We start from the raw sequence: 22,811 nt of genomic DNA on the forward strand, positions 1-22,811 counted from the left end.
GGCCGCACGTGTCCTTGATTGATGTTGCACGAGGATGCATAATCATCCGCATGGCTATTCGGGTGGCAGTGGCGGGTGCGAGCGGTTACGCGGGCGGGGAGCTGCTGCGGCTGCTGCTGGCACATCCGGACGTCGAGATCGGCACGCTCACCGCGGGCGGCAACGCGGGCACGAAGCTGGGTGCGCACCACCCGAACCTGCTGCCGCTGGCCGACCGCGAACTCACCGAGACCAACGCGGCGGAGCTCTCCGGGCACGACGTCGTCTTCCTCGCGCTGCCGCACGGGCATTCCGCGGCCATCGCCGCCGAACTCGGCGACACCGTGGTCATCGACTGCGGCGCCGACCACCGGCTCAACGACCCCGAGGCCTGGACCCGCTGGTACGGCGGCGACCACCCGGGCACCTGGCCCTACGGCATCCCGGAACTGCCCGGCGGCAGGGAGAACCTGCGCTCCGCGAGCAGAATCGCCGTCCCCGGCTGTTTCCCCACGGTCTCCTCGCTGGCCCTGGCGCCCGCGTTCGCGGCCGGTCTGGTCGAGCCCGACGCCGTCGTCGTCGCCGTCACCGGAACGTCCGGCGCGGGCCGCGCGCTCAAGCCGCACCTGCTCTCCGCCGAGGTCATGGGCTCGGCCAGCGCCTACGGAGTGGGCGGCGCGCACCGCCACACCCCGGAGATGGTGCAGAACCTCAGCGCCGTCGCAGGCGAACCCGTGAAGGTGTCGTTCACGCCGGTGCTCGCGCCCATGTCGCGCGGCATCCTCGCCACGTGCAGCGCCCCGCTGCGCGGCGACCTCGACGTCGCCGCCGCCCGCAAGGTCTACCTCGACGCCTACGGCGACGAACCGTTCGTGCACGTGCTGCCCGAAGGCTCCTGGCCGCAGACCTCCGCGACGCTCGGCGCGAACACCGTGCACCTCCAAGTCGCCATCGACACCGACGCGAACCGCCTCGTGATCGTCGGCGCCGAGGACAACCTCACCAAGGGCACCGCGGGCGGCGCCGTGCAGTGCATGAACCTCGCCAAGGGACTGCCCGAGACCGCCGGGCTGCCGCTCGCGGGAATCGCGCCGTGACCGCACTGGAACTGCGGCTGCACCCCGAACAGCTCGCAGTCGCCAAGGTTCCGGCGACCGCGGACCTCACCATCGGCGGCGGGCCGATCCGGGCCGAGCTGGTCACCGCCGAGGAGCGGACGATCGTCCTCGGCCACGACCAGGCGACCGAACTCGGCGAGCAGGCCGCCGTCGAAGGCCCGTTCCGGGCGCTGGAGGTCCGCGGCCCGCTGGACTTCTCGCTCACCGGTGTCCTCGCCGCCTTGCTGACCCCGTTGGCGCAGGCCGGGATCAGCGTCTTCACACTGTCCACATTCGACACCGACTGGATCCTCGTCCCCGCCGGATCGGCGGCGCAGGCCCGGACCGCGTTGATCAACTCAGGTCACACCGTCACCACGGAGGAATTCGCATGAGCGTCACAGCCCCCGCCGGATTCCGGGCGGCCGGTGTGCCCGCCGGGATCAAGGCGAGCGGAGCCCAGGACCTCGCCCTGATCGTCAACGACGGCCCGCGGCACACCGCTGCCGGCGTCTTCACCACCAACAAGGTCAAAGCGGCCCCGGTGCTGTGGTCCCAGCAGGTCCTCCAAGAGCGCAGCCTGCACGCCGTGGTGCTCAACTCCGGCGGAGCCAACGCCTGCACCGGCCCCGGAGGCTTCCAGGACACCCACTCCACCGCCGAGAAAGTCGCCGAAGTGCTCGGCATCGGCGCGATCGACGTCGCCGTGTGCTCCACCGGGCTGATCGGCGAACGGCTCCCGATGCCCGCCGTCGTATCCGGAGTGGACAGCGCGGCGGCGGCCCTGGCAGGCACGGAGGCCGCCGGAACCGACGCGGCGACCGCCGTGCTGACCACCGACAGCAAAGCCAAGCAGGCCCTCGCCACCGGAAACGGTTGGAGCATCGGCGGATTCGCCAAGGGCGCGGGCATGCTCGCCCCCAACATGGCGACCATGCTCAGCGTCCTCACCACCGACGCGATCGTCGAACCCGGGACGCTCGACGCCGCGCTGCGCGCCGCCACCCGCACCACCTTCGACCGGCTCGACGTCGACGGCGGCACCTCCACCAACGACACCGTCCTGCTGCTGGCCTCCGGTGCCTCCGGCGTCGAACCCACCGCCGAGGAACTGACCGGAGTCCTCACCGCCGTCAGCACCGACCTCGTCCGGCAGCTCCAAGGCGACGCCGAAGGCGCCACCAAAGCCGTCGACATCACCGTGCGCGGCGCGCGCACCGAAGACGACGCCGTCCACATCGGCCGGATCATCGCCGAGGACAACCTGGTCAAGACCGCGCTGTTCGGCTCCGACCCCAACTGGGGCAGGATCGCGATGGCGCTCGGCCGGGCCGACGCCGAAATCGACGTGAGCCGCGTCGAGATCATCACCAACGACGTCTCGCTGTTCGCAGGCGGACTGCCCAACCGCGACCGCGCCGAAGCCGACCTCAGCGGCCGCGACATCACGATCGTCGTCGACCTGCACCTCGGCGACCAGGAGGCCACGATCCTGTCCACCGACCTGTCCCACGACTACGTCGAAGAGAACAGCGCGTACTCCTCATGACCACCGAACAGACCCCCGCCGACCGGCTCGCCACCGCCGCCGAAAAAGCCAGCGTGCTCGTCGAAGCACTGCCGTGGCTGGAGCGCTTCCACGGCGCCACCGTCGTCATCAAGTACGGCGGCAACGCCATGGTCGACGACGAGCTCAAAGCCGCGTTCGCGCAGGACATGGTGTTCCTGCGGCTCGCAGGCCTGCACCCCGTCATCGTGCACGGCGGCGGACCGCAGATCACCACGATGCTCGACCGGCTCGGCATGACCGGCGAATTCCGCGGCGGCCTGCGCGTCACCACCCCCGAAACGCTCGACGTGGTGCGGATGGTGCTCGTCGGCCAAGTCGGACGCGAACTCGTCGGCCTCATCAACAAGCACGGCCCGCACGCCGTGGGCATGTCCGGGGAGGACGCGCAGCTGTTCACCGCCGCGCGCCGCACCGCCACCGTCGACGGCGAACCCGTCGACGTGGGCCTCGTCGGCGACGTCGTCGCCGTCAACCCGGACGCCGTGCTCGACCTGATCAACGCCGGACGCATCCCCGTCGTGTCCACCGTGGCGCCGGACGTGGACGGTGTGGTGCACAACGTCAACGCCGACACCGCCGCCGGAGCGCTCGCCGTCGCGCTCGGCGCGGAGAAGCTCGTGGTGCTCACCGACGTCGAAGGCCTCTACACCGACTGGCCCGACCGGTCCTCGCTGGTGGCCCGGCTCGACGCCGACCAACTCGAAGAACTCCTGCCCGGACTGGCCTCCGGGATGGTGCCGAAGATGGAGGCCTGCCTGCGCGCCGTGCGCGGCGGAGTGCCGCGAGCGCACGTCATCGACGGCAGGCTCGCCCACTCGGTACTGCTCGAAGTGTTCACCAGCGCGGGCGTCGGAACGATGGTGCTGCCCGGGAAGGAAGACGAGGACGAATGACCACCAACACGACCGGGGCGCAGCGCTGGCAGGCGTCCATGATGGGCAACTACGGCACCCCGAAACTCACGCTGACCAGCGGCTCCGGCTGCGAAGTCACCGACGCCGACGGCAAGACCTACCTCGACTTCGTCGGCGGCATCGCCGTCAACGCGCTCGGCCACGCCCACCCCGCCGTGGTCAAGGCGGTGACCGAGCAGATCGGCACCCTCGGGCACGTCTCCAACTTCTACGCCCACGACCCCGGGCTGAAGCTGGCCGAACGGCTGCTCGAACTCTCCGGGTTCACCGGACGTGGGCGGGTGCTGTTCTGCAACTCCGGGGCCGAGGCGAACGAAGCCGCGTTCAAGATCGCGCGGCGGACCGGACGGCTCAAGATCGTCGCGACGGACGGCGGCTTCCACGGCCGGACCATGGGTGCGCTGGCGCTCACCGGCCAGCCCGCCAAGCGGGAACCGTTCGCCCCGATGCCCGCCGGAGTCGAACACGTCCCGTTCGGCGACATCGCCGCACTTGAATCCATTGTGGACGACACGACGGCGGCGTTGGTCCTCGAACCCGTGCAGGGCGAGAACGGCGTCATCGTCCCGCCCGAGGGCTACCTGCGGGCCGCCCGCGAGATCACCAGCAGGCACGGCGCGCTGCTGATCATCGACGAGGTGCAGACCGGCCTCGGCCGTACCGGACACTGGTTCGCCTTCCAACGCGACGGCATCGAACCCGACGTCATCACCCTCGCCAAAGGCCTCGGCGGCGGCCTCTCCCTCGGCGCCTGCATCGGAGTCGGCGAAGCGGGCGAACTGCTCCAGCCCGGCCAGCACGGCACCACCTTCGGCGGTAACCCCGTCGCGTGCGCCGCAGCGCTCGCCGTCCTCGACACCATCGCCGCGGACGGGCTGCTGGACCACGTCAAGGTCGTCGGAGAACAACTCGCCGACGGCATCCGCGAACTCGGGCACCCGCTGATCGCCGAAGTCCGCGGCGAAGGACTGCTGCTCGGCATCCGCCTCACCGAACCGGTCGCCGCCGCCACCGCGGCGGCAGCGCAGGATGCCGGATACCTCATCAACGCCGTGCAACCGGACGTCCTCCGGCTCAGCCCGGCGCTGGTGCTCACCACCGACCAGGCACGACGGTTGCTGACCGACCTGCCCGGCCTGCTCGGCTGACCCGAACCCACTCCCACCACCACAAAGCCACGGAGGTGACCCCGTGACACTCCGGCATTTTCTGCGCGACGACGACCTGAGCCCGCAGGAGCAGACCGAGATCCTCGACCTCGCCGCCCGGTTCAAAGCCGACCGGCTCGCGGACCGCTCCCTCGACGGACGATCCGTCGCGGTGATCTTCGAGAAGAACTCGACCCGCACCCGGCTGTCCTTCGAAGTCGGCATCCACCAGCTCGGCGGTCAGCCGATCGTGGTCGACGGCCGCATGATGCAGCTCGGCCGCGAAGAGACCATCGAGGACACCTCGCGCGTGCTGTCCCGCTACGTCGACGCCGTCGTCTGGCGCACCTTCGCCCAAGCCCGCATCGAGGCGATGGCAGGCGGGTCCGCGGTGCCCGTCGTCAACGCGCTCACCGACGAATTCCACCCCTGCCAGGTCCTCGCCGACCTGCAGACGGTGCGGGAACGCCACGGCGAACTGCCCGGCCGGACCCTCACCTACCTCGGCGACGGCGCCAACAACATGGCCCACTCGCTGCTCATCGGCGGCGTCACCGCAGGCATGCACGTCCGCATCGGCGCCCCCGAAGGGTTCGCCCCCGCGCAGTGGGTGCTCGACGCCGCCACCAAGCGCGCCGCTGAAACCGGCGGCTCCGTGCAAGTGAACACCGAACCCCGCGCCGCCGTCGACGGAGCGGACGTGCTGGTCACCGACTCCTGGACCTCCATGGGCCAGGAGAACGACGGCAAGGACCGGGTCAGCCCGTTCCGGCCGTTCCAGATCAACACCGAATTGCTCGCCGCCACCGGCGTCAACACCAGCGTGCTGCACTGCCTGCCCGCGCACCGCGGCTGGGAAGTCACCGACGAAGTCCTCGACGGCCCGGCCAGCGCCGTGTTCGACGAGGCGGAGAACCGGCTGCACGCGCAGAAAGCCTTGCTGGCCTGGCTGGTGCAGCGGTCATGACCACCAGGGCGGCCCGGCAGGCACGCATCGTCGAGCTCGTCTCGTCGATGGGCATCCGCAGCCAGACCGAACTCGCGCGGCTGCTGGCGGGCGACGACATCGACGTCACCCAAGCCACGCTGTCGCGCGACCTCGACGAACTGGGTGCGGTGAAACTGCGCGGACCCGACGGGGGAGCGGCCGTCTACGTCATACCCGAGGACGGCAGCCCCGTCCGCGGGGTGCAGGGTGGGACGACCAGGCTCAGCAGGTTGCTGGCCGAGCTGCTCGTCTCGGCCGACGGCTCCGGCAACCTCACCGTGCTGCGCACGCCACCGGGCGCCGCACAATTCCTGGCCAGCGCGATCGACCGCGCCGCCCTCCTGGAGGTGGTCGGCTCCATCGCGGGCGACGACACCGTCATGGTCCTCGCCAGAGAGCCGCTGACCGGACTCGATCTGGCCGAGCGGTTCACCAACATGGCCTCCGGCGAGCGAATCCCGCCGCCGGAAGGCGCCGATGACCGGGACGACGGCGACGCCGAGCGGCGTGAGATCACAAGCGCCATGAGGAACAACGACAATGAGTGAGCGGGCGGTGTCGGCCTACTCCGGTGGCCCGGAAACGTGGTCACCGGCCGCCGACGCCCACCGCACCATCCGCTCGGGCGGCCACTTCCGCGGGTGAGCGACCGGCGAGCCCGCGCCGCACTCCCGAGCACCACCATCTCCACCACTGCCCGACAAGGAAGAACACCGTGACCCAGCAAGGCAGCGAACCCACCAAGCTGTGGGGCGGCCGCTTCGCCTCCGGCCCGGCCGAGGCGATGGCCGCGCTCAGCCTGTCCACCCACTTCGACTGGCGGCTCGCCCCCTACGACATCGCCGGATCCCGCGCGCACGCCCGCGTCCTGCACCAGGCGGGCCTGCTCACCGCCGACGAGCTCGACCGGATGCACCAGGGCCTCGACGTGCTCGCCGCCGACGTCGAATCCGGCGCCTTCCAGCCCGTCGTCGAAGACGAGGACGTGCACACCGCGCTCGAACGAGGCCTGCTGGAACGCGTCGGCACCGACCTCGGCGGCAAGCTCCGCGCGGGCCGCTCCCGCAACGACCAGGTCGCGACGCTGTTCCGGATGTGGTTGCGCGACGCCACCCGCCGCGTCGCCGCCGGAGTGCTCGACGTGGTCGATGCGCTCGCCGGTCAAGCCCAGGCGCACCCGGAAGCGGTGCTGCCCGGCCGCACCCACCTCCAGCACGCCCAGCCGGTGCTGCTCGGACACCACCTGCTCGCGCACTGCCAGGCGCTGCTGCGCGACGTGAGCAGGCTGCGCGACTGGGACGCGCGCACCGCGTTCTCCCCGTACGGCTCGGGCGCGCTCGCCGGATCCTCGCTGGGACTCGACCCGCAGGCCGTGGCCGCGGAGCTCGGCTTCGACGGCGCGGTGGACAACTCCATCGACGGCACCGCCTCCCGCGACTTCGCGGCGGAATCCGCGTTCTGCCTGGCCATGCTCGCGGTGAACCTGTCCAGGGTGGCCGAAGAGGTCATCATCTGGAACACCGCCGAGTTCCGCTACGTCACGCTCGACGACGCTTGGGCCACCGGCAGTTCGATCATGCCGCAGAAGAAGAACCCGGACGTCGCCGAACTCGCCCGCGGCAAGTCCGGCCGGCTCGTCGGCAACCTCACCGGGCTGCTCGCCACGCTCAAGGCGCAGCCGCTCGCCTACAACCGGGACCTGCAGGAGGACAAGGAGCCGGTTTTCGACTCCGTTGAGCAGCTCGACCTCCTGCTGCCCGCGATGGCGGGAATGCTCGGCACGCTCACCTTCCACACCGAGCGCCTCGCCGAACTCGCCCCCGCCGGCTTCACCCTCGCCACCGACATCGCCGAGTGGCTGGTGCGCCAGGGCGTCCCGTTCCGCGTGGCGCACGAGGCGTCGGGGGAGTGCGTGCGCACAGCGGAGTCCCGCGACGTCGGTCTCAACGACCTCACCGATGAGGAACTCGCCGCCGCGCACCCCGCACTCACCCCGGCGGTCCGCGAGGTGCTGACCGTTCCCGGCTCCATCGCGTCCCGGGACTCCCACGGCGGAACTGCACCCGATCGTGTGAAGGAGCAGCGTGACCGGGTGTTCGAGTCGATCCGCGAGCATCGTGCCTGGCTGACGGCGTGACGACGCCCTGCGCGAGGTCGGTACTGTTCCGCCCGTGAGCCAAGTGACGCGTGAAGAACTCGCACACGACCCCCTCTGGGTGGCCCGTCGCCTGCTCGGCTGCGAGCTGCGATCGAGCCACCCGGAGGGCGACGTGCGGGTTCGGCTCGTCGAAGTCGAGGCCTACCGGGGCGGCGACGACCCCGCGTCGCACTGCTACCGCGGCATGACCCAGCGCAATGCCGTGATGTTCGGTCCGGCCGGGCACCTGTACGTCTACTTCGTCTACGGCATGCACTTCTGCATCAACGTGGTCTGCACCGAAGACGGAGCACCCGGCGCGGTGCTGCTGCGCGCGGGGGAGGTCGTCGAAGGCGTCGACCTGGCCAGGCGGCGCCGCCCAGCGGTGCGCAAGGACGTGCAACTGGCCAGCGGCCCGGCCCGCTTAGCGGGCGTCCTGGGCATCACCGGCGAGAAGAACGGAATCGACCTCACTTCGCCCGACTCGCCGATCCGCCTGTTCAACGGCACCACGGTCGACGAGGACGACGTCCGAACGGGGCCACGCGTCGGCGTCGCCACAGCGGTCGACCTCCCGTGGCGGTCTTGGATCGACGGCTCCCCATCGGTCAGCCAGTATCGGAGAGGCGGCCGCCGGCGGATCCGGGACCAGGCATAAAACCGCTTGGCGGGATGCGCCAGACTGGTTCGCGTGAGTGAGCACATCCTTGACGAGCTGTCCTGGCGCGGCCTGATCGCGCAATCCACCGACCTCGACGCGCTGCGTTCGGACCTGGACTCCGGACCGCTCACTCTCTATGCGGGCTTCGACCCGACCGCGCCGAGCCTGCACGCCGGCCACTTGATCCCGCTGCTGACGTTGCGCCGCTTCCAACTCGCCGGGCACCGTCCCGTCGTGCTCTCCGGCGGTGCGACCGGCCTGATCGGAGACCCGCGCGACACCGGCGAGCGCAACCTCCACGACGTCGACACCGTGCGGGAATGGACCGGTCGGATCGGCCACCAGCTCGCGAAGTTCGTCGACTTCGTCCCGGAAGGCGAGCCGGAGTCCCCGACGGGCGCGCTCGTCGCCGACAACGCCGACTGGACCGCGCAGCTCCCGGTCACCGAATTCCTCCGCGAGGTCGGCAAGCACTTCTCCATCAACACGATGCTGAGCAGGGAGACCGTCAAACGCCGCCTCGAAGGCGACGGCCTGTCGTACACCGAGTTCAGCTACATGCTGTTGCAGGCCAATGACTTCGTGCAGCTCTACCGCAGGCACGGCACCCGGTTGCAGCTCGGCGGCTCCGACCAGTGGGGCAACATCGTCGCCGGCGTCGACCTGCTGCGCAGGCAGGAGAACGCCACCGCTCACGCCCTGACGCTCCCGCTGGTCACCGACGCCGAGGGGCGCAAATTCGGCAAGTCCACCGGCGGCGGCAACGTGTGGCTCGATCCGGAGCTGACCTCGCCCTACGCCTGGTACCAGTACTTCGTGAACTCCTCGGACGCGGACGTGGCCAAGTACCTGCGCCTGTTCACGTTCCTCGACAAGGAGGAGATCGAGGAGCTCGAACGCACCACCGCCGAGCGGCCGCAGCAGCGAGCCGGCCAGCGCAAGCTCGCCGAGCTCCTGACGACCTTGGTCCACGGGGAGGCGCAGACCCGTCAGGTCATCGCCGCCAGCCAGGCACTGTTCGGCCGCGGTGATTTCGCTGAGCTCGATCAGCCGACGCTGGAGGCCGTGATGGCCGAGGTTCCCACCGGCGAAGTGCGCCTGTCCGACGAGCCGACCATCGTCGATCTGCTCGTCGAAGCAGGTCTCGCGCAGGGCCGCGGGGCCGCTCGACGCACCGTCAACGAGGGCGGCGCCTACGTCAACAACACCAAAATCGCAGATGAGACGTGGTCGGTGTCGAAGGAAGACCTACTGCACGGGCATTGGGCGGTAATTCGACGTGGTAAGCGTCACACTGCGGGGATCAAGGTGCTGTACTAGCCTCCTTGTAGGGCCGGAAACGGCGGGTGACCAGCTGGTTTACCTCGTTCCGGTCCTACAGCGGGCTGACTTGACTTTGGGTCGGCCAACGCGTAACTTATTTCAAGTCAGCGCGGAACAGGCCGAAAACAAACGGACCGGGCGCGACACGGGGATCACGGACCAAGCTCCCAGATAACACTGGTAGAGTGGGTGACTCCGAATTCAAAACTCTAAATGCGGGCCGGGTTTCGGTGGGGCGGGGTGCGGGTGACCGCGAGGTTGACCCCCCTGAAACGGCCGAAAATCGGGCCTGCTAGAGTTTGGAACATCGCAAGAACGAAAGACGAAAACGACTCCCCGGAGTTCGCGGCCCTGAGTGTGGGGTTGTGGGTGATGGTGTGGGTGTGTTCTTTGAGAACTCAACAGCGTGCCGATGATGGTGAGTGGTAAACTCATCTAGATAAATTTTTGCCTCGGCGATTCTTTGGGATTGCTGGGGTGCCTCGTTTATTTCGGGGCAGGATTACTCTAAAACATTGTTGGAGAGTTTGATCCTGGCTCAGGACGAACGCTGGCGGCGTGCTTAACACATGCAAGTCGAACGCTGAAGCCCTTCGGGGTGGATGAGTGGCGAACGGGTGAGTAACACGTGGGTAATCTATCCTGCACTCTGGGATAAGCCTTGGAAACGAGGTCTAATACCGGATAGGACACATGGCCGCATGGTCTGTGTGTGGAAAGTTCCGGCGGTGCAGGTTGAGCCCGCGGCCTATCAGCTTGTTGGTGGGGTAGTGGCCTACCAAGGCGACGACGGGTAGCCGGCCTGAGAGGGTGACCGGCCACACTGGGACTGAGACACGGCCCAGACTCCTACGGGAGGCAGCAGTGGGGAATCTTGCGCAATGGGCGAAAGCCTGACGCAGCAACGCCGCGTGGGGGATGACGGCCTTCGGGTTGTAAACCTCTTTCGACATCGACGAAGCCTTCGGGTGACGGTAGGTGTAGAAGAAGCACCGGCTAACTACGTGCCAGCAGCCGCGGTAATACGTAGGGTGCGAGCGTTGTCCGGAATTATTGGGCGTAAAGAGCTCGTAGGCGGTTTGTCGCGTCGGCCGTGAAAACCTGCCGCTTAACGGTGGGCGTGCGGTCGATACGGGCAGACTTGAGTTCGGTAGGGGAGACTGGAATTCCTGGTGTAGCGGTGAAATGCGCAGATATCAGGAGGAACACCGGTGGCGAAGGCGGGTCTCTGGGCCGATACTGACGCTGAGGAGCGAAAGCGTGGGGAGCGAACAGGATTAGATACCCTGGTAGTCCACGCCGTAAACGGTGGGCGCTAGGTGTGGGGACTGTTTCCACGGTTCCTGTGCCGTAGCTAACGCATTAAGCGCCCCGCCTGGGGAGTACGGCCGCAAGGCTAAAACTCAAAGGAATTGACGGGGGCCCGCACAAGCGGCGGAGCATGTGGATTAATTCGATGCAACGCGAAGAACCTTACCTGGGTTTGACATGCACAGGATCGCCCCTGAGAGGGGGTTTCCCTTGTGGCCTGTGTGCAGGTGGTGCATGGCTGTCGTCAGCTCGTGTCGTGAGATGTTGGGTTAAGTCCCGCAACGAGCGCAACCCTTGTCCTGTGTTGCCAGCACGTGATGGTGGGGACTCGCAGGAGACTGCCGGGGTCAACTCGGAGGAAGGTGGGGATGACGTCAAGTCATCATGCCCCTTATGCCCAGGGCTTCACACATGCTACAATGGCTGGTACAGAGGGTTGCGATACCGTGAGGTGGAGCGAATCCTTAAAGCCGGTCTCAGTTCGGATCGGGGTCTGCAACTCGACCCCGTGAAGTCGGAGTCGCTAGTAATCGCAGATCAGCAGTGCTGCGGTGAATACGTTCCCGGGCCTTGTACACACCGCCCGTCACGTCATGAAAGTCGGTAACACCCGAAGCCCATGGCCCAACCCTTGTGGGGGGAGTGGTCGAAGGTGGGACTGGCGATTGGGACGAAGTCGTAACAAGGTAGCCGTACCGGAAGGTGCGGCTGGATCACCTCCTTTCTAAGGAGCTAGCTCACTTCCGCAGTCTGGGTGACCGGGTTGTGGGGTGTTCAGGGTTGATGAGGCGCATGTTCTCGTGCTCTGAGTGCTCATAGGATTAGTGGAAATGCCATTCTGTTTTCTGTCATCGGTTCGCTGTTGGGTGTCTGAGAGAACACACGTGTGTGTTTTTTCGGTTGTTGTTTGAGAACTGTATAGTGGATGCGAGCATCTTTGTGGCCAAGTTATGTAGGGCACATGGTGGATGCCTTGGTACCAGGGGCCGATGAAGGACGTGGGAGGCTGCGAAATGCCTCGGGGAGCTGTCAACCGAGCTGTGATCCGAGGGTGTCCGAATGGGGAAACCCAGCCCGAGTGATGTCGGGTTACCGCTTCCTGAATGTATAGGGTTGCGGGGGGAACGCGGGGAAGTGAAACATCTTAGTACCCGTAGGAAGAGAAAACACTGGTGATTCCGTGAGTAGTGGCGAGCGAAAGCGGAGTAGGCTAAACCGGGCGCGTGGGATACCTGGCAGGGGTTGCGTGTTCGGTGTTGTGGGGCATCATTGGAGGGGGCTGCCGGCTCTTCAGCGTGGTTGTGTGTGTTAGTTGAACAGGTTGGGATGCCTGGCCGGAGTGGGTGAGAGTCCCGTAGGCGAAAATGCACATGGCGCGTGTGGTGGTGTTCCCGAGTAGCAGCGTTTCCGTGGAGGGTGCTGTGAATCTGGCGGGACCACTCGCTAAGCCTAAATACTTCCTGGTAACCGATAGTGGATAGTACCGTGAGGGAATGGTGAAAAGTACCCCGGGAGGGGAGTGAAATAGTTCCTGAAACCATGTGCCTGCAATCCGTCAGAGCATGCTTTTTGGGTGTGTGATGGCGTGCCTTTTGAAGAATGAGCCTGCGAGTTGCTGCTGCGTGGCGAGGTTAACCTTGTGTGGGGTAGCCGGAGCGAAAGCGAGTCTGAAGAGGGCGTGGAGTCGCGTGGTGCAGACCCGAAGCGGAGTGATCTACCCATGGCCAGGGTGAAGCGCGGGTAAGACCGTGTGGAGGCCCGAACCCACCAGGGTTGAAAACCTGGGGGATGAGCTGTGGGTAGGGGTGAAAGGCCAATCAAACTCCGTGATAGCTGGTTCTCCCCGAAATGCATTTAGGTGCAGCGTTGCGTGTTGCCTGGGTGGGGTAGAGCACTGGTTGGTTGATGGGCCTTATGGGTTACTGACGTCAGCTAAACTCCGAATACGCCTGGGTTGAGCGTGGCAGTGAGACGGTGGGGGAGAAGCTTCATCGTCGAGAGGGAAACAGCCCAGAACACCGGCTAAGGCCCCTAAGTGTGCGCTCAGTGGGAAAGGATGTGGGATTGCCCAGACAACCAGGAGGTTGGCTTAGAAGCAGCCATCCTTGAAAGAGTGCGTAATAGCTCACTGGTCAAGTGGTCCTGCGCCGACAATGTAGCGGGGCTGAAGTGCACCGCCGAAGCCGTGTCAATCAGGACTTGGTTCTGGTTGGGTAGGGGAGCGTCCTGCATGCAGTGAAGCATCCGGGTAACCGTGGTGTGGAGTGTGTGGGAGTGAGAATGCAGGCATGAGTAGCGAGAGCAGAGTGAGAATCTCTGCCGCCGATTGACTAAGGGTTCCTGGGGCAGGTTCGTCCGCCCAGGGTGAGTCGGGGCCTAAGGCGAGGCCGACAGGCGTAGTCGATGGAGAACGGGTTGATATTCCCGTACCCGTGTGCATGCGCCCATGGTGAAACGGTTGAGACTAACCATCCGCGAGCATGGTGGCTCTTCGGAGTTGTTGTGTGAGTGCATGGGACCTGATTCCGCGGTAGTCAAGTGATGGGGTGACGTAGTGGGGTAGCTGTGCCAGTGAGTGGTAGTACTGGTGTAAGCCTGTAGCCTGTCGTCTAGGTAAATCCGGGCGGCGTGAAGGGTGAGGGGTGATGCGTAGCCGTTGTGGTGAAGTCAGTGATCCCGTGCTACCGAGAAAAGCCTCTAGCGATGTGTGTGCATGGCCCGTACCCGAAACCGACACAGGTGGTCAGGTAGAGTATACCGAGGCGGTCGGGTGAACTGTGGTCAAGGAATTCGGCAAATTGCCCCCGTAACTTCGGGAGAAGGGGGGCCACGGCTGGTGAACACTTTTTCGGTGGGAGCTGGTGGTGGCCGCAGAGGCCAGGGAGAAGCGACTGTTTACTAAAAACACAGGTCCGTGCGAAGTCGTAAGACGAGGTATACGGACTGACGCCTGCCCGGTGCTGGAACGTTAAGAGGACCCGTTAGCATCTTTTGGTGTGAAGCGGAGAATTTAAGCGCCAGTAAACGGCGGTGGTAACTATAACCATCCTAAGGTAGCGAAATTCCTTGTCGGGTAAGTTCCGACCTGCACGAATGGCGTAACGACTTCTCCGCTGTCTCGACCACAGGCCCGGTGAAATTGCACTACGAGTAAAGATGCTCGTTTCGCGCGGCAGGACGGAAAGACCCCGGGACCTTTACTATAGCTTGGTATTGGTGTTCGGTGCGGCTTGTGTAGGATAGGTGGGAGACTGTGAAGCGTTCACGCTAGTGGGTGTGGAGTCGTTGTTGAAATACCACTCTGGTCGTTCTGAGCATCTGAACCTCGGACCCTGATCGGGTTCAGGGACAGTGCCTGGTGGGTAGTTTAACTGGGGCGGTTGCCTCCCAAAGGGTAACGGAGGCGCCCAAAGGTTCCCTCAGCCTGGTTGGTCATCAGGTGTTGAGTGTAAGTGTATAAGGGAGCTTGACTGTGAGACTGACAGGTCGAGCAGGTGCGAAAGCAGGGACTAGTGATCCGGCACTGGCAGGTGGAAGCGGTGTCGCTCAACGGATAAAAGGTACCCCGGGGATAACAGGCTGATCTTGCCCAAGAGTCCATATCGACGGCATGGTTTGGCACCTCGATGTCGGCTCGTCGCATCCTGGGGCTGGAGTTGGTCCCAAGGGTTGGGCTGTTCGCCCATTAAAGCGGCACGCGAGCTGGGTTTAGAACGTCGTGAGACAGTTCGGTCCCTATCCGCCGCGCGCGTAGGAGATGTGAGGAAGGCTGTCCCTAGTACGAGAGGACCGGGACGGACGGACCTCTGGTGTGCCAGTTGTTCCGCCAGGAGCAGGGCTGGTTGGCTACGTTCGGGAGGGATAACCGCTGAAAGCATCTAAGCGGGAAGCCTGTTCCAAGATGACGTCTCCCACCCCTTTTGTGGGTTAAGGCCTCCTAGAGATGATGGGGTTGATAGGCTCGGCATGGAAGCACAGTAATGTGTGGAGTGGACGGGTACTAATAGGCCGAGGACTTGTTCACAAAGATTGCTACGCATCCACTATACGGTATCTGAAACAGCAACCTGGATTGTTGTTGATATCAGAATAAAGGTTTCACCTGCCCGGTGATCATGGGTTCATGGTTTGTGGGTGTGGTGTATGTGGTTTGTCGGTGGTTTTAGCGGAGCGGGGAACGCCCGGTCCCATTCCGAACCCGGAAGCTAAGCCCTCCAGCGCCGATGGTACTGCACTCGATAGGGTGTGGGAGAGTAGGACACCGCCGACAATACTCATGAAGGGGCCGACCGGGCCCGTCCAGCGGGACGGACCGGTCGGCCCCTTTTTTTCGTGCCGAGGACCGGTTCCGTGCCGCTCGGCATCGCACGCCGACGGCGCCGACTGATGGGTGGCGCTGAGGTCTACGCTGGTAGTTAACCGAGTTGTACTTTTCCAGGAGGTCTGGTGTCCGGGTCCGACGACACACGTGGCGGCGGCGACCGCCGCGGAGCCGATTCCGGCCGTAGCGGCCAGGCCGGCCGGAACGGGTCGGCCGGGCGCGGGTTCGGCGGCGCTAAGAACGACCGCGGCCGCGATGGCGGCTCCCGAGGTTCGGGGAACGATCGCGCGCGACAGGGTCGTGGCGGTGGTGACCGGTTCGGGAACAAGGATCGCAAGGACGACCGTCGCGGTGGTCCGAGGATCGAGGATCGGCGTGCCGACGGCGGCCACCGCCAGCGGGCGTTCGGTCAAGGCCGTGACGAGCAGAGCTGGGGCGCTCCCGGCGGCAAGGGCGACTCGAAGTACCGGAAGGACGGCAACGGCCGCCCCGGCGACAAGGGCGGCTTCCGGCGGGACTCGAAGTTCGACGACCGCAAGGGCGGACGTCCCTCCGAGCAGCGCCGTGGCGGTCCTCGCGATGACCGACGAAACGACGGCGGGCGCGGCGGAAGCGGAGGCCCGCGCCGTTTCGACGGGCAGGACGACCGTGGCCGTCGTTTCGATCGGGATGACCGTCCGAGTCGGCCGCAGCGTGACGATCGGCAGCGGGACGACCGCGGACGTGACGATCGGAACCGTGGTGAATTCCGTGGCGGTGACCGCCGCGAGAAGCCGCGTTTCGAGGATCGCAGGGACCGGCCGAACTCGAACTTCAAGCGAGACGATCGCCGCTCGGACAACCGGCGCGATGACGAACGCCGCGGTGGTGGCCGTCCGGATGACAGGCACAGCGGCAGCCGCCAACAGGGCGGTGGGCAGCGAGCCGACGATCGTCGACGCGATGATCGTCCGAAGTCCGACCGTTCGTGGAACGACCGCAAGAACGAAGGCCGGGACCGCAACGATCGTCAGTGGGTGGACAAGCGTCGCGACGACCGGCGTGATGATCGCGGCGGAAACCGTCGGCACAACGACGATCGTCGTGATGACCGTGGTGGTCGTCCGTCGAACGACCGTCGGAGGGACGACCGCAACAGCTCCGCTCGGCCGCAAGGCAAGCGGGAGCGCTTCGACAGCGACAGGCCGCGTCGCGACGACCGGCAGCGTCCGGGCGGGGACCGCGGGCCGGGCGGTCCGCGCCGCGACGACCGTGGCAACACGGCGCGGTCAGGACCGTCTGAGGAAGCCGTGGACGCAAAGCCGGTTGAACCGGCACCGGAACTTCCGGAGGACGTTGACGCCTCCGAGCTGCACGGTGAGATCCGACGCGACATGCGTTCACTGCCGAAGGGTCTCGCGGACAAGGTCGCGGCCCACTTGGTCGCTGCCGGCAAGCTGATGGACACCGATCCGGAACAGGCATTGGTGCACGCTCGCTACGCGCGGCACCGTGCGTCGAGGATCGGTGTGGCCCGCGAAGCGAACGGCCTGTGCGCCTACCAGATGGGCGAGTGGACCGAGGCGTTGTCGGAACTGCGTGCGGCCCGCCGAATGGGCGGCGGACCCGGTCACATCGCGATCATGGCGGACTGCGAGCGCGCCCTGGGCCGTCCGGAACGAGCCCTTGAGCTGAGTCGTGGCGCTGAGGCAGCCGAACTGGTCGGTGGCGAAGCGGTCGAACTGCGGATCGTGGCTGCCGGTGCCCGCCGGGATCTCGGTGAGGTTGAGGCCTCCGTGGTGAGCCTGCAGATTCCTGAGCTCGATCCGAAGTTGCAGGAAGAGTGGAGCGCGCGGCTTTTCTACGCGTACGCGGACAACCTGCTCGCGGCCGACCGGGTGCAGGAGGCGTTCACCTGGTTCGTGCACGCCGCTCACGCCGACGACGACGGCGACACGGACGCACCGGAGCGCTTGGACGAACTGGTCGTGCGCCTCGGCGGCGACATCGATGCGGACGAGCTGGTGGCGGAAGCCACCGCCGCCGGGCCGCTGGCGGTCGTGGATGCCGACGAGTCTCCACTGGAATCGGCGGACGACGAGCAGCGTGTCGATGCGAGTGCAGCAGAATTCAAGGACTCCGACACGGTGGTCGACGAGGCAGCTACCGACGAAACGGAGTCGCAGGATTCCGCTGAGGAAACGGCGACGGCTGACCGGGCAGTGAAGGCGAGTGAGCCGCGAGGGGACGAGTCGCAGTGACCGGCACCTTGCTCGACCACCACGACGCGGTCCTGCTCGACCTCGACGGCACCGTGTACCGCGGTGGTCAGCTCGCCCCCGGCGCTGACGAAGCCATCGCCGAAGTGCGTCGTCGCGGAGTGTCTGCGCGGTACGTGACCAACAACGCTTCGAAACCGGCGCATTCCGTTGCCGAACACCTGAACGCGCTCGGTTTGAGCGCCACCGCAGACGAGGTGAGCACCAGTTCGCAGGCCGGGGCGGCACTGCTCGCCGAGCAGCTGCCCGCCGGGGCGAAGGTGCTGGTCGTCGGATCGGAAGCGCTGGCTGATGAGGTCGGGAAGGTCGGGCTCACCCCGGTCCGGGAGCACACGGACGAGCCGATCGCCGTGGTCCAGGGGCATTCCCCCGACACCGGCTGGTGGAACCTCGCCGAGGCCTGCCTGGCGATCCGGGACGGGGCTGTGTGGGTCGCGTGCAACGCCGACGCCACGCTGCCCACGGAACGTGGCGAATTGCCGGGCAACGGTTCGATGGTCGCCGCGCTTCGTGCTGCGACCAAGCAGGAGCCACAAGTCGCGGGCAAACCAGAACGTCCGTTGCTGAATCGGGCCGTGGCCTCGGCGCAGGCGAGCCGTCCGCTGATGGTGGGTGATCGTCTGGACACCGACATCGGCGGTGCCGTCCGGGCTGGGATGTCATCGCTGATGGTGCTGACCGGCGTCGGTACTCCTGCCGACGTGTTGTTCGCCCCGGTCGAGGAACGACCCGACCACGTTGCGGACGATCTGCGCGGGCTGCACCTGCCGTATTCCAGCACGGTGATCGGCGAGCAGTCGGCTTGGAAGGTCCGCGTCGATGAGGGGTCTCTGGAGCTGTCGGCGGGTACCGCACAGTCACAGTCGGACGCCACCGATGCGCGTGCTGCGGCACTCGGTGCGCTGCGTGCGTTGTGCGCCGCCTGGTGGCCGCTCGGATCCGGTCCCGTCGAGGTTCGCGCCGAGGACTCCGCCTCCGGCAACGCGCTGCGCGAGCTGGGCCTGGTCTGAAGCGGCCGGGGTCCCCACACCGGCCGTTCTGGTCGGATAGCGTTGATGTAGTCGCCGTGACACGTCCGGCGACGTGGGCAACAGAAGCGGGAGACGATGACCTCTCCAGGACAGGACGGTTCGCCCGCCCCGAACCCGTCGATGTTGGCGAAGCCGTCGGACGATGGTTCGGCGGCCGAACAAGCGATCGGTGAAGCACTTGCGCGTCTTGACGAGGTGCGCGAGCTTCCAGTGGCGGACCACGTCGAACGGTTCGAAGCCGTCCATGCTGCGCTGTCGGATGCGTTGAGCAAAGCGGAGAACATGCTCTCCGGCTCGACCGGCGGCGGGTGATCGGGGTGCCGCGCAAGGCGCGCTTGGACGCCGAACTCGTTCGACGTGGGCAGGCCCGGTCCCGCGAGCATGCGGCCGAGTTGATCGCCGCAGGCAGGGTGACGGTGCGGGGAATGCTCGCCCGGAAATCCGCCACGGCCGTCGAGATCGATGCTCCGCTGGTCGTGACCGAGGACGTGGAAGATCCGCGGTGGGCTTCCCGCGGCGCGCACAAACTGTTGGGTGCGCTGGACGTGTTCGGGCGGGAAGGCCTGTCCGTCGAGGGACGCCGCTGCCTTGATGCCGGCGCCTCGACCGGTGGGTTCACCGACGTGCTGCTGCGCCATGGGGCGCGTGAGGTCGTGGCCGTGGACGTTGGGTACGGCCAATTGGTGTGGGCGTTGCAGACCGACGAACGGGTCCGGATCCACGACCGCACGAACGTCCGCGCACTCGAACCGGCCGATATCGGCGGCTCCGTGGACTTGGTGGTGGCTGATCTCTCCTTCATCTCGCTGAAGCTGGTGTTGCCCGCGTTGCTGGCGTGTTCCGCGCCGGGAGCCGACCTGGTGCCGATGGTCAAACCGCAGTTCGAGGTCGGCAAGCAGCGGTTGGGCTCCGGTGGTGTGGTGCGGGATCCTGAACTGCGGGCGGAGGCCGTGCTCGACGTGGTGCGTTTTGCCGCGGAGGCAGGGGTGGGCCTGCAAAGCGTTGCGGCAAGCCCGTTGCCCGGCCCGTCGGGCAATGTGGAGTTCTTCGTCTGGTTGCGGGCCGGGACGAGCACGGACCCGGCGGCGGCCGCGGAGCTCGTAGCCGACGCGGTACGCAGAGGACCGCAGACGACGGGTAAAACCGGCGGGGCCGGGGAGGCCACCGCTGGAACGACCGAGCACCGACAAGGGAGCCGGAGTTGACCCGAGAGGTGCTGCTGGTGGTGCACACCGGTAAACAGCACAATCTGCGCACGGCGGAGAAGGTCGCCGGGCAGCTGGTCGGTGCCGGCTTGCGCGTTCGGGTGTTGGAGGACGAAGCGCGCGACCTCAGCCCCGGCTGCTACACCCAGGCCGTCCCGTCCGGGCCGCACGCGGCCGCGGGGACGGAATTGGTGTTCGTCCTCGGTGGCGACGGGACGCTGTTGCGTGCCGCCGAACTCGCCCGGCTGACGGGGGTTCCGGTGTTCGGGGTCAACCTCGGGCGGGTCGGGTTCCTCGCGGGAGCCGACTCCGATGCGCTGGACCAGGCGGTGCTGGCCGTGGTCGAGGGGCGGTATCACGTCGAAGAACGCATGACCATCGATGTCACCGCGATGCTCGACGGTCGTGTCCTGGCGACGACGTGGGCCTTGAACGAGGCCAGCGTGGAGAAGAGCAGCCGGGAACGCATCCTCGACGTGGTCGTCGAGGTCGACGGCCATCCGGTGTCGGCGTTCGGGTGTGACGGGGTGCTGTGCTCCACGCCGACCGGTTCCACCGCCTACGCCTTCTCGGCGGGCGGCCCCGTCGTCTGGCCTGAAGTGCAGGCATTGCTGGTGGTTCCGAGCAACGCGCACGCGTTGTTCGCCCGTCCGCTGGTGGTGTCGCGGAACTCGACCGTCGCGTTGGAGATCGACCACGGGGGCCACGACGCGGTGCTGTGCTGCGACGGTCAACGACATTTCGACCTGCCCGCGGGTGCCAGGGTCGAAGTCATCACCGGCGCGAACCCGTTGCGACTGGTTCGGCTGTACGACGCGTCGTTCACCGATCGGCTTGTGCGGAAGTTCGAATTGCCGGTGCAAGGATGGCGCGGTCCGGCAGCCGATTGACCGGCCAAGATCGACCGGTCGGGGCGTCCGCGGTGAACCTGCCCGCGCGGATCGGTGACATTGATCGGGCTGGCGGGGCTCGGGCGGTCGGGGCCGACCGCTAGGGTGCTTGATGTGTTGGCTGAGATGCGCATCCAAGGTTTGGGAGTCATCGACGATGCCACGCTTGAGCTGCACCCTGGCCTGACCGTGGTGACCGGTGAGACCGGAGCTGGCAAGACGATGGTGGTCACGGGGCTGCACCTGCTCAGCGGTGGTCGCGCCGATGCTTCGCGAGTCCGATCCGATAGTCCTCGGGCTCTGGTGGAAGGGCGATTCGAGGTCGCCCCTGAAACGGGGGCGGCGAAAGTCGCCAGGGACGCCGGTGCTGAACCGGACGATGACGGCAGCCTCATCGCGCTGCGCAGTGTGAACAACGATGGTCGTTCTCGCGCGCACTTGGGCGGTCGGGCGGTGCCGAACGCGGTGCTCTCGGAGTTGTCGGAACAGCTGCTGGCGGTGCACGGGCAGAACGATCAACTCAGGTTGCTGCGCGCTGGTGAGCAGCGGGCGGTGCTGGACCGGTTCGCCGGCGACTCGGTGGCCGATGTTCTCGCCGAGTACCAGCGAGTTCGCGCGGCTTGGGCCGACACGGTGCGGGAGTTGACCGAGCGCACCGAACGGGCACGAGAGTGGGCGCGCGAGGCCGAGCTGCTCCGGCACGGCTTGGACGAGATCGAGGCCGTTGCTCCTGAGCAGGGGGAGGACGCGGCACTGGTCGATGAGGCCCGACGGCTCTCCGACGTCGACCAGTTGCGCGAGATCGCCGCGGGCGCTCAGCACGCGGTGAGCGGCGCGGCGGACGGAGATCCGGAGTCTCCTGGCGCGATGGGCCTGCTCAGCGATACGCGACGCCGCCTCGGCGGTGCCGAAGATCCCGTTCTGCGCGATCTGGAGACCCGGGTGGCGGAGGCCACCGCGGTGCTGGCCGATGTCGGTGCCGAGCTCGGCGGTTATCTGGATCGATTGGACGCGGATCCCGGTCGGCTGGAGCAGGTGCTCGCGCGGCAGGCCGAGCTGAAGAACTTGACGAAGAAGTACGCCGCCGACATCGACGGTGTGCTGGCCTGGGCTGCGGACGCTCGCGAGCGCTTGACGGGGATGGACACCTCTGACGAGGCGCTGGCGGCACTGGCGCAGCGCCGGGACGAACTCGCCGTGGAGCTCGCGGAGCACGCACAGGTGCTGTCCACGGAACGGCAGGAGGCCGCAGTCGGACTTGCCGCGGCGGTGTCCGAAGAGCTCACCGGTCTGGCCATGGCGCAGGCTCGGCTGGAGGTCGTGGTCGAGGCGAAGGAAACCGACGAGTCCGATTCCTCCGCGCTGCTGGTGGGCGACCGAACGCTGGCCGCAGGCCCGGAAGGTACGGATGAGGTCGAGCTTCGGCTGATCGCACATTCCGGAGCACCGTCGTTGCCGATCCACAAGGGAGCGTCGGGCGGCGAGCTTTCGCGGGTGATGCTCGGCCTCGAGGTGGTGCTGGCGGACGCCGACACGGTGCCGACGCTGGTGTTCGACGAGGTCGACGCCGGAGTGGGCGGCCGCGCTGCCGTCGAGATCGGTCGGCGTTTGGCGAGACTGGCCCGGACCCACCAGGTTGTGGTGGTCACCCACCTCGCGCAGGTCGCCGCGTACGCCGACCGGCACCTGGTGGTCGACAAGGGGTCGAATGAGACCGGACTGACCCGTAGCGACGTGCGCACGGTCGCCGACGGCAAACGCGTCGCCGAGCTCGCTCGGATGCTGGCGGGTCTGGACTCCACCGCGACCGGGCGCGCACATGCGGAGGAGTTGCTGGCGACCGCCGCCTCCCACAAGGCGACGGCGGAACCCGGCCGAGGGAAGAGCCGGGCCAAGAAGAAGGACGCCGCGACGAGCTCCCGTTGATCGAATTAGTCCGTTTGGATCAATCAAGAAGGTCTGATCGGCGGTGCCCCCA

Annotated in this window: 17 protein-coding genes and 3 rRNA genes; all 20 read left to right on the forward strand. The window is 66.7% G+C overall.

The genetic code is table 11. From position 1 onward, the window contains the following. The first annotated feature begins 50 nt into the window (after positions 1-50). The 20 genes from argC (at position 51) to recN (ending at position 22,759) form a co-directional block, all read left to right on the forward strand. Positions 51-1,076 (forward strand): N-acetyl-gamma-glutamyl-phosphate reductase, encoded by a 1,026-nt coding sequence (gene argC / locus H2Q94_RS09650; RefSeq protein ID WP_243794081.1) that lies wholly within the window; start codon positions 51-53, stop codon positions 1,074-1,076. After that, positions 1,073-1,471 carry an ACT domain-containing protein gene (locus H2Q94_RS09655; protein ID WP_243794083.1) on the forward strand — a complete coding sequence of 133 codons (399 nt, stop codon included), beginning with the start codon at positions 1,073-1,075 and terminating at the stop codon, positions 1,469-1,471. The genes argC and H2Q94_RS09655 overlap by 4 nt, the downstream gene beginning before the upstream one ends. Continuing rightward, positions 1,468-2,625 (forward strand): bifunctional glutamate N-acetyltransferase/amino-acid acetyltransferase ArgJ, encoded by a 1,158-nt coding sequence (argJ, locus tag H2Q94_RS09660; RefSeq protein ID WP_243794085.1) that lies wholly within the window; start codon positions 1,468-1,470, stop codon positions 2,623-2,625. The genes H2Q94_RS09655 and argJ overlap by 4 nt, the downstream gene beginning before the upstream one ends. Continuing rightward, complete coding sequence (argB, locus tag H2Q94_RS09665; RefSeq protein ID WP_243794086.1) at positions 2,622-3,539, forward strand: acetylglutamate kinase; 918 nt, start codon at positions 2,622-2,624, stop codon at positions 3,537-3,539. Before argJ ends, argB begins: the two co-directional genes overlap by 4 nt. Continuing rightward, on the forward strand, positions 3,536-4,708 hold the full coding sequence (locus tag H2Q94_RS09670; protein ID WP_243794087.1) for an acetylornithine transaminase: 1,173 nt from the start codon (positions 3,536-3,538) through the stop codon (positions 4,706-4,708). The genes argB and H2Q94_RS09670 overlap by 4 nt, the downstream gene beginning before the upstream one ends. Before the next feature lie 43 nt (positions 4,709-4,751). Then, positions 4,752-5,675, forward strand: a complete 924-nt coding sequence (argF, locus tag H2Q94_RS09675) for an ornithine carbamoyltransferase (RefSeq protein WP_243794088.1) — start codon at positions 4,752-4,754, stop codon at positions 5,673-5,675. Continuing rightward, the gene (locus tag H2Q94_RS09680) at positions 5,672-6,244 is read left to right on the forward strand and encodes an arginine repressor (protein WP_243794089.1); all 573 of its coding nucleotides are present in this window, start codon (positions 5,672-5,674) and stop codon (positions 6,242-6,244) included. Before argF ends, H2Q94_RS09680 begins: the two co-directional genes overlap by 4 nt. Positions 6,245-6,411: 167 nt before the next feature. Then, positions 6,412-7,833 (forward strand): argininosuccinate lyase, encoded by a 1,422-nt coding sequence (argH, locus tag H2Q94_RS09685; protein ID WP_258718674.1) that lies wholly within the window; start codon positions 6,412-6,414, stop codon positions 7,831-7,833. Between the two features lie 34 nt (positions 7,834-7,867). Beyond that, complete coding sequence (locus H2Q94_RS09690; protein ID WP_243794090.1) at positions 7,868-8,491, forward strand: DNA-3-methyladenine glycosylase; 624 nt, start codon at positions 7,868-7,870, stop codon at positions 8,489-8,491. Positions 8,492-8,524: 33 nt separating this feature from the next. Beyond that, entirely contained in the window at positions 8,525-9,814 is a 1,290-nt protein-coding gene (gene tyrS, locus H2Q94_RS09695; protein WP_243794091.1) for a tyrosine--tRNA ligase, read from the forward strand. Positions 9,815-10,332: 518 nt separating this feature from the next. Beyond that, positions 10,333-11,852, forward strand: a 16S ribosomal RNA gene (locus tag H2Q94_RS09700). A gap of 217 nt (positions 11,853-12,069) precedes the next feature. Then, positions 12,070-15,152: ribosomal RNA gene (locus tag H2Q94_RS09705) — 23S ribosomal RNA — on the forward strand. A gap of 128 nt (positions 15,153-15,280) precedes the next feature. Then, positions 15,281-15,398: ribosomal RNA gene (rrf, locus tag H2Q94_RS09710) — 5S ribosomal RNA — on the forward strand. The 16S, 23S and 5S rRNA genes sit together here, the layout of an rRNA operon. Before the next feature lie 630 nt (positions 15,399-16,028). Next, the gene (locus H2Q94_RS09715) at positions 16,029-16,889 is read left to right on the forward strand and encodes a hypothetical protein (RefSeq protein ID WP_243794093.1); all 861 of its coding nucleotides are present in this window, start codon (positions 16,029-16,031) and stop codon (positions 16,887-16,889) included. After that, a complete protein-coding gene (locus H2Q94_RS09720; protein WP_243794101.1) occupies positions 16,823-17,689 on the forward strand; it encodes a tetratricopeptide repeat protein in 867 nt (288 codons plus the stop codon). The genes H2Q94_RS09715 and H2Q94_RS09720 overlap by 67 nt, the downstream gene beginning before the upstream one ends. Next, positions 17,686-18,717 carry an HAD-IIA family hydrolase gene (locus H2Q94_RS09725; RefSeq protein WP_243794102.1) on the forward strand — a complete coding sequence of 344 codons (1,032 nt, stop codon included), beginning with the start codon at positions 17,686-17,688 and terminating at the stop codon, positions 18,715-18,717. The genes H2Q94_RS09720 and H2Q94_RS09725 overlap by 4 nt, the downstream gene beginning before the upstream one ends. A gap of 141 nt (positions 18,718-18,858) precedes the next feature. Beyond that, positions 18,859-19,050, forward strand: coding sequence for a hypothetical protein (locus tag H2Q94_RS09730; protein ID WP_243794105.1), 192 nt, complete (start codon positions 18,859-18,861; stop codon positions 19,048-19,050). A 5-nt stretch (positions 19,051-19,055) separates the two neighbouring features. Beyond that, complete coding sequence (locus tag H2Q94_RS09735) at positions 19,056-19,943, forward strand: TlyA family RNA methyltransferase (protein ID WP_309501138.1); 888 nt, start codon at positions 19,056-19,058, stop codon at positions 19,941-19,943. Next, positions 19,940-20,833 (forward strand): NAD kinase, encoded by an 894-nt coding sequence (locus tag H2Q94_RS09740; RefSeq protein WP_243794109.1) that lies wholly within the window; start codon positions 19,940-19,942, stop codon positions 20,831-20,833. Before H2Q94_RS09735 ends, H2Q94_RS09740 begins: the two co-directional genes overlap by 4 nt. Positions 20,834-20,947: 114 nt before the next feature. Then, positions 20,948-22,759, forward strand: coding sequence for a DNA repair protein RecN (gene recN, locus H2Q94_RS09745; protein ID WP_243794110.1), 1,812 nt, complete (start codon positions 20,948-20,950; stop codon positions 22,757-22,759). Positions 22,760-22,811: the final 52 nt, after the last annotated feature.

This window comes from Saccharopolyspora gloriosae (genome assembly GCF_022828475.1).
GTDB classification, from domain to species: Bacteria; Actinomycetota; Actinomycetes; order Mycobacteriales; family Pseudonocardiaceae; genus Saccharopolyspora_C; species Saccharopolyspora_C gloriosae_A.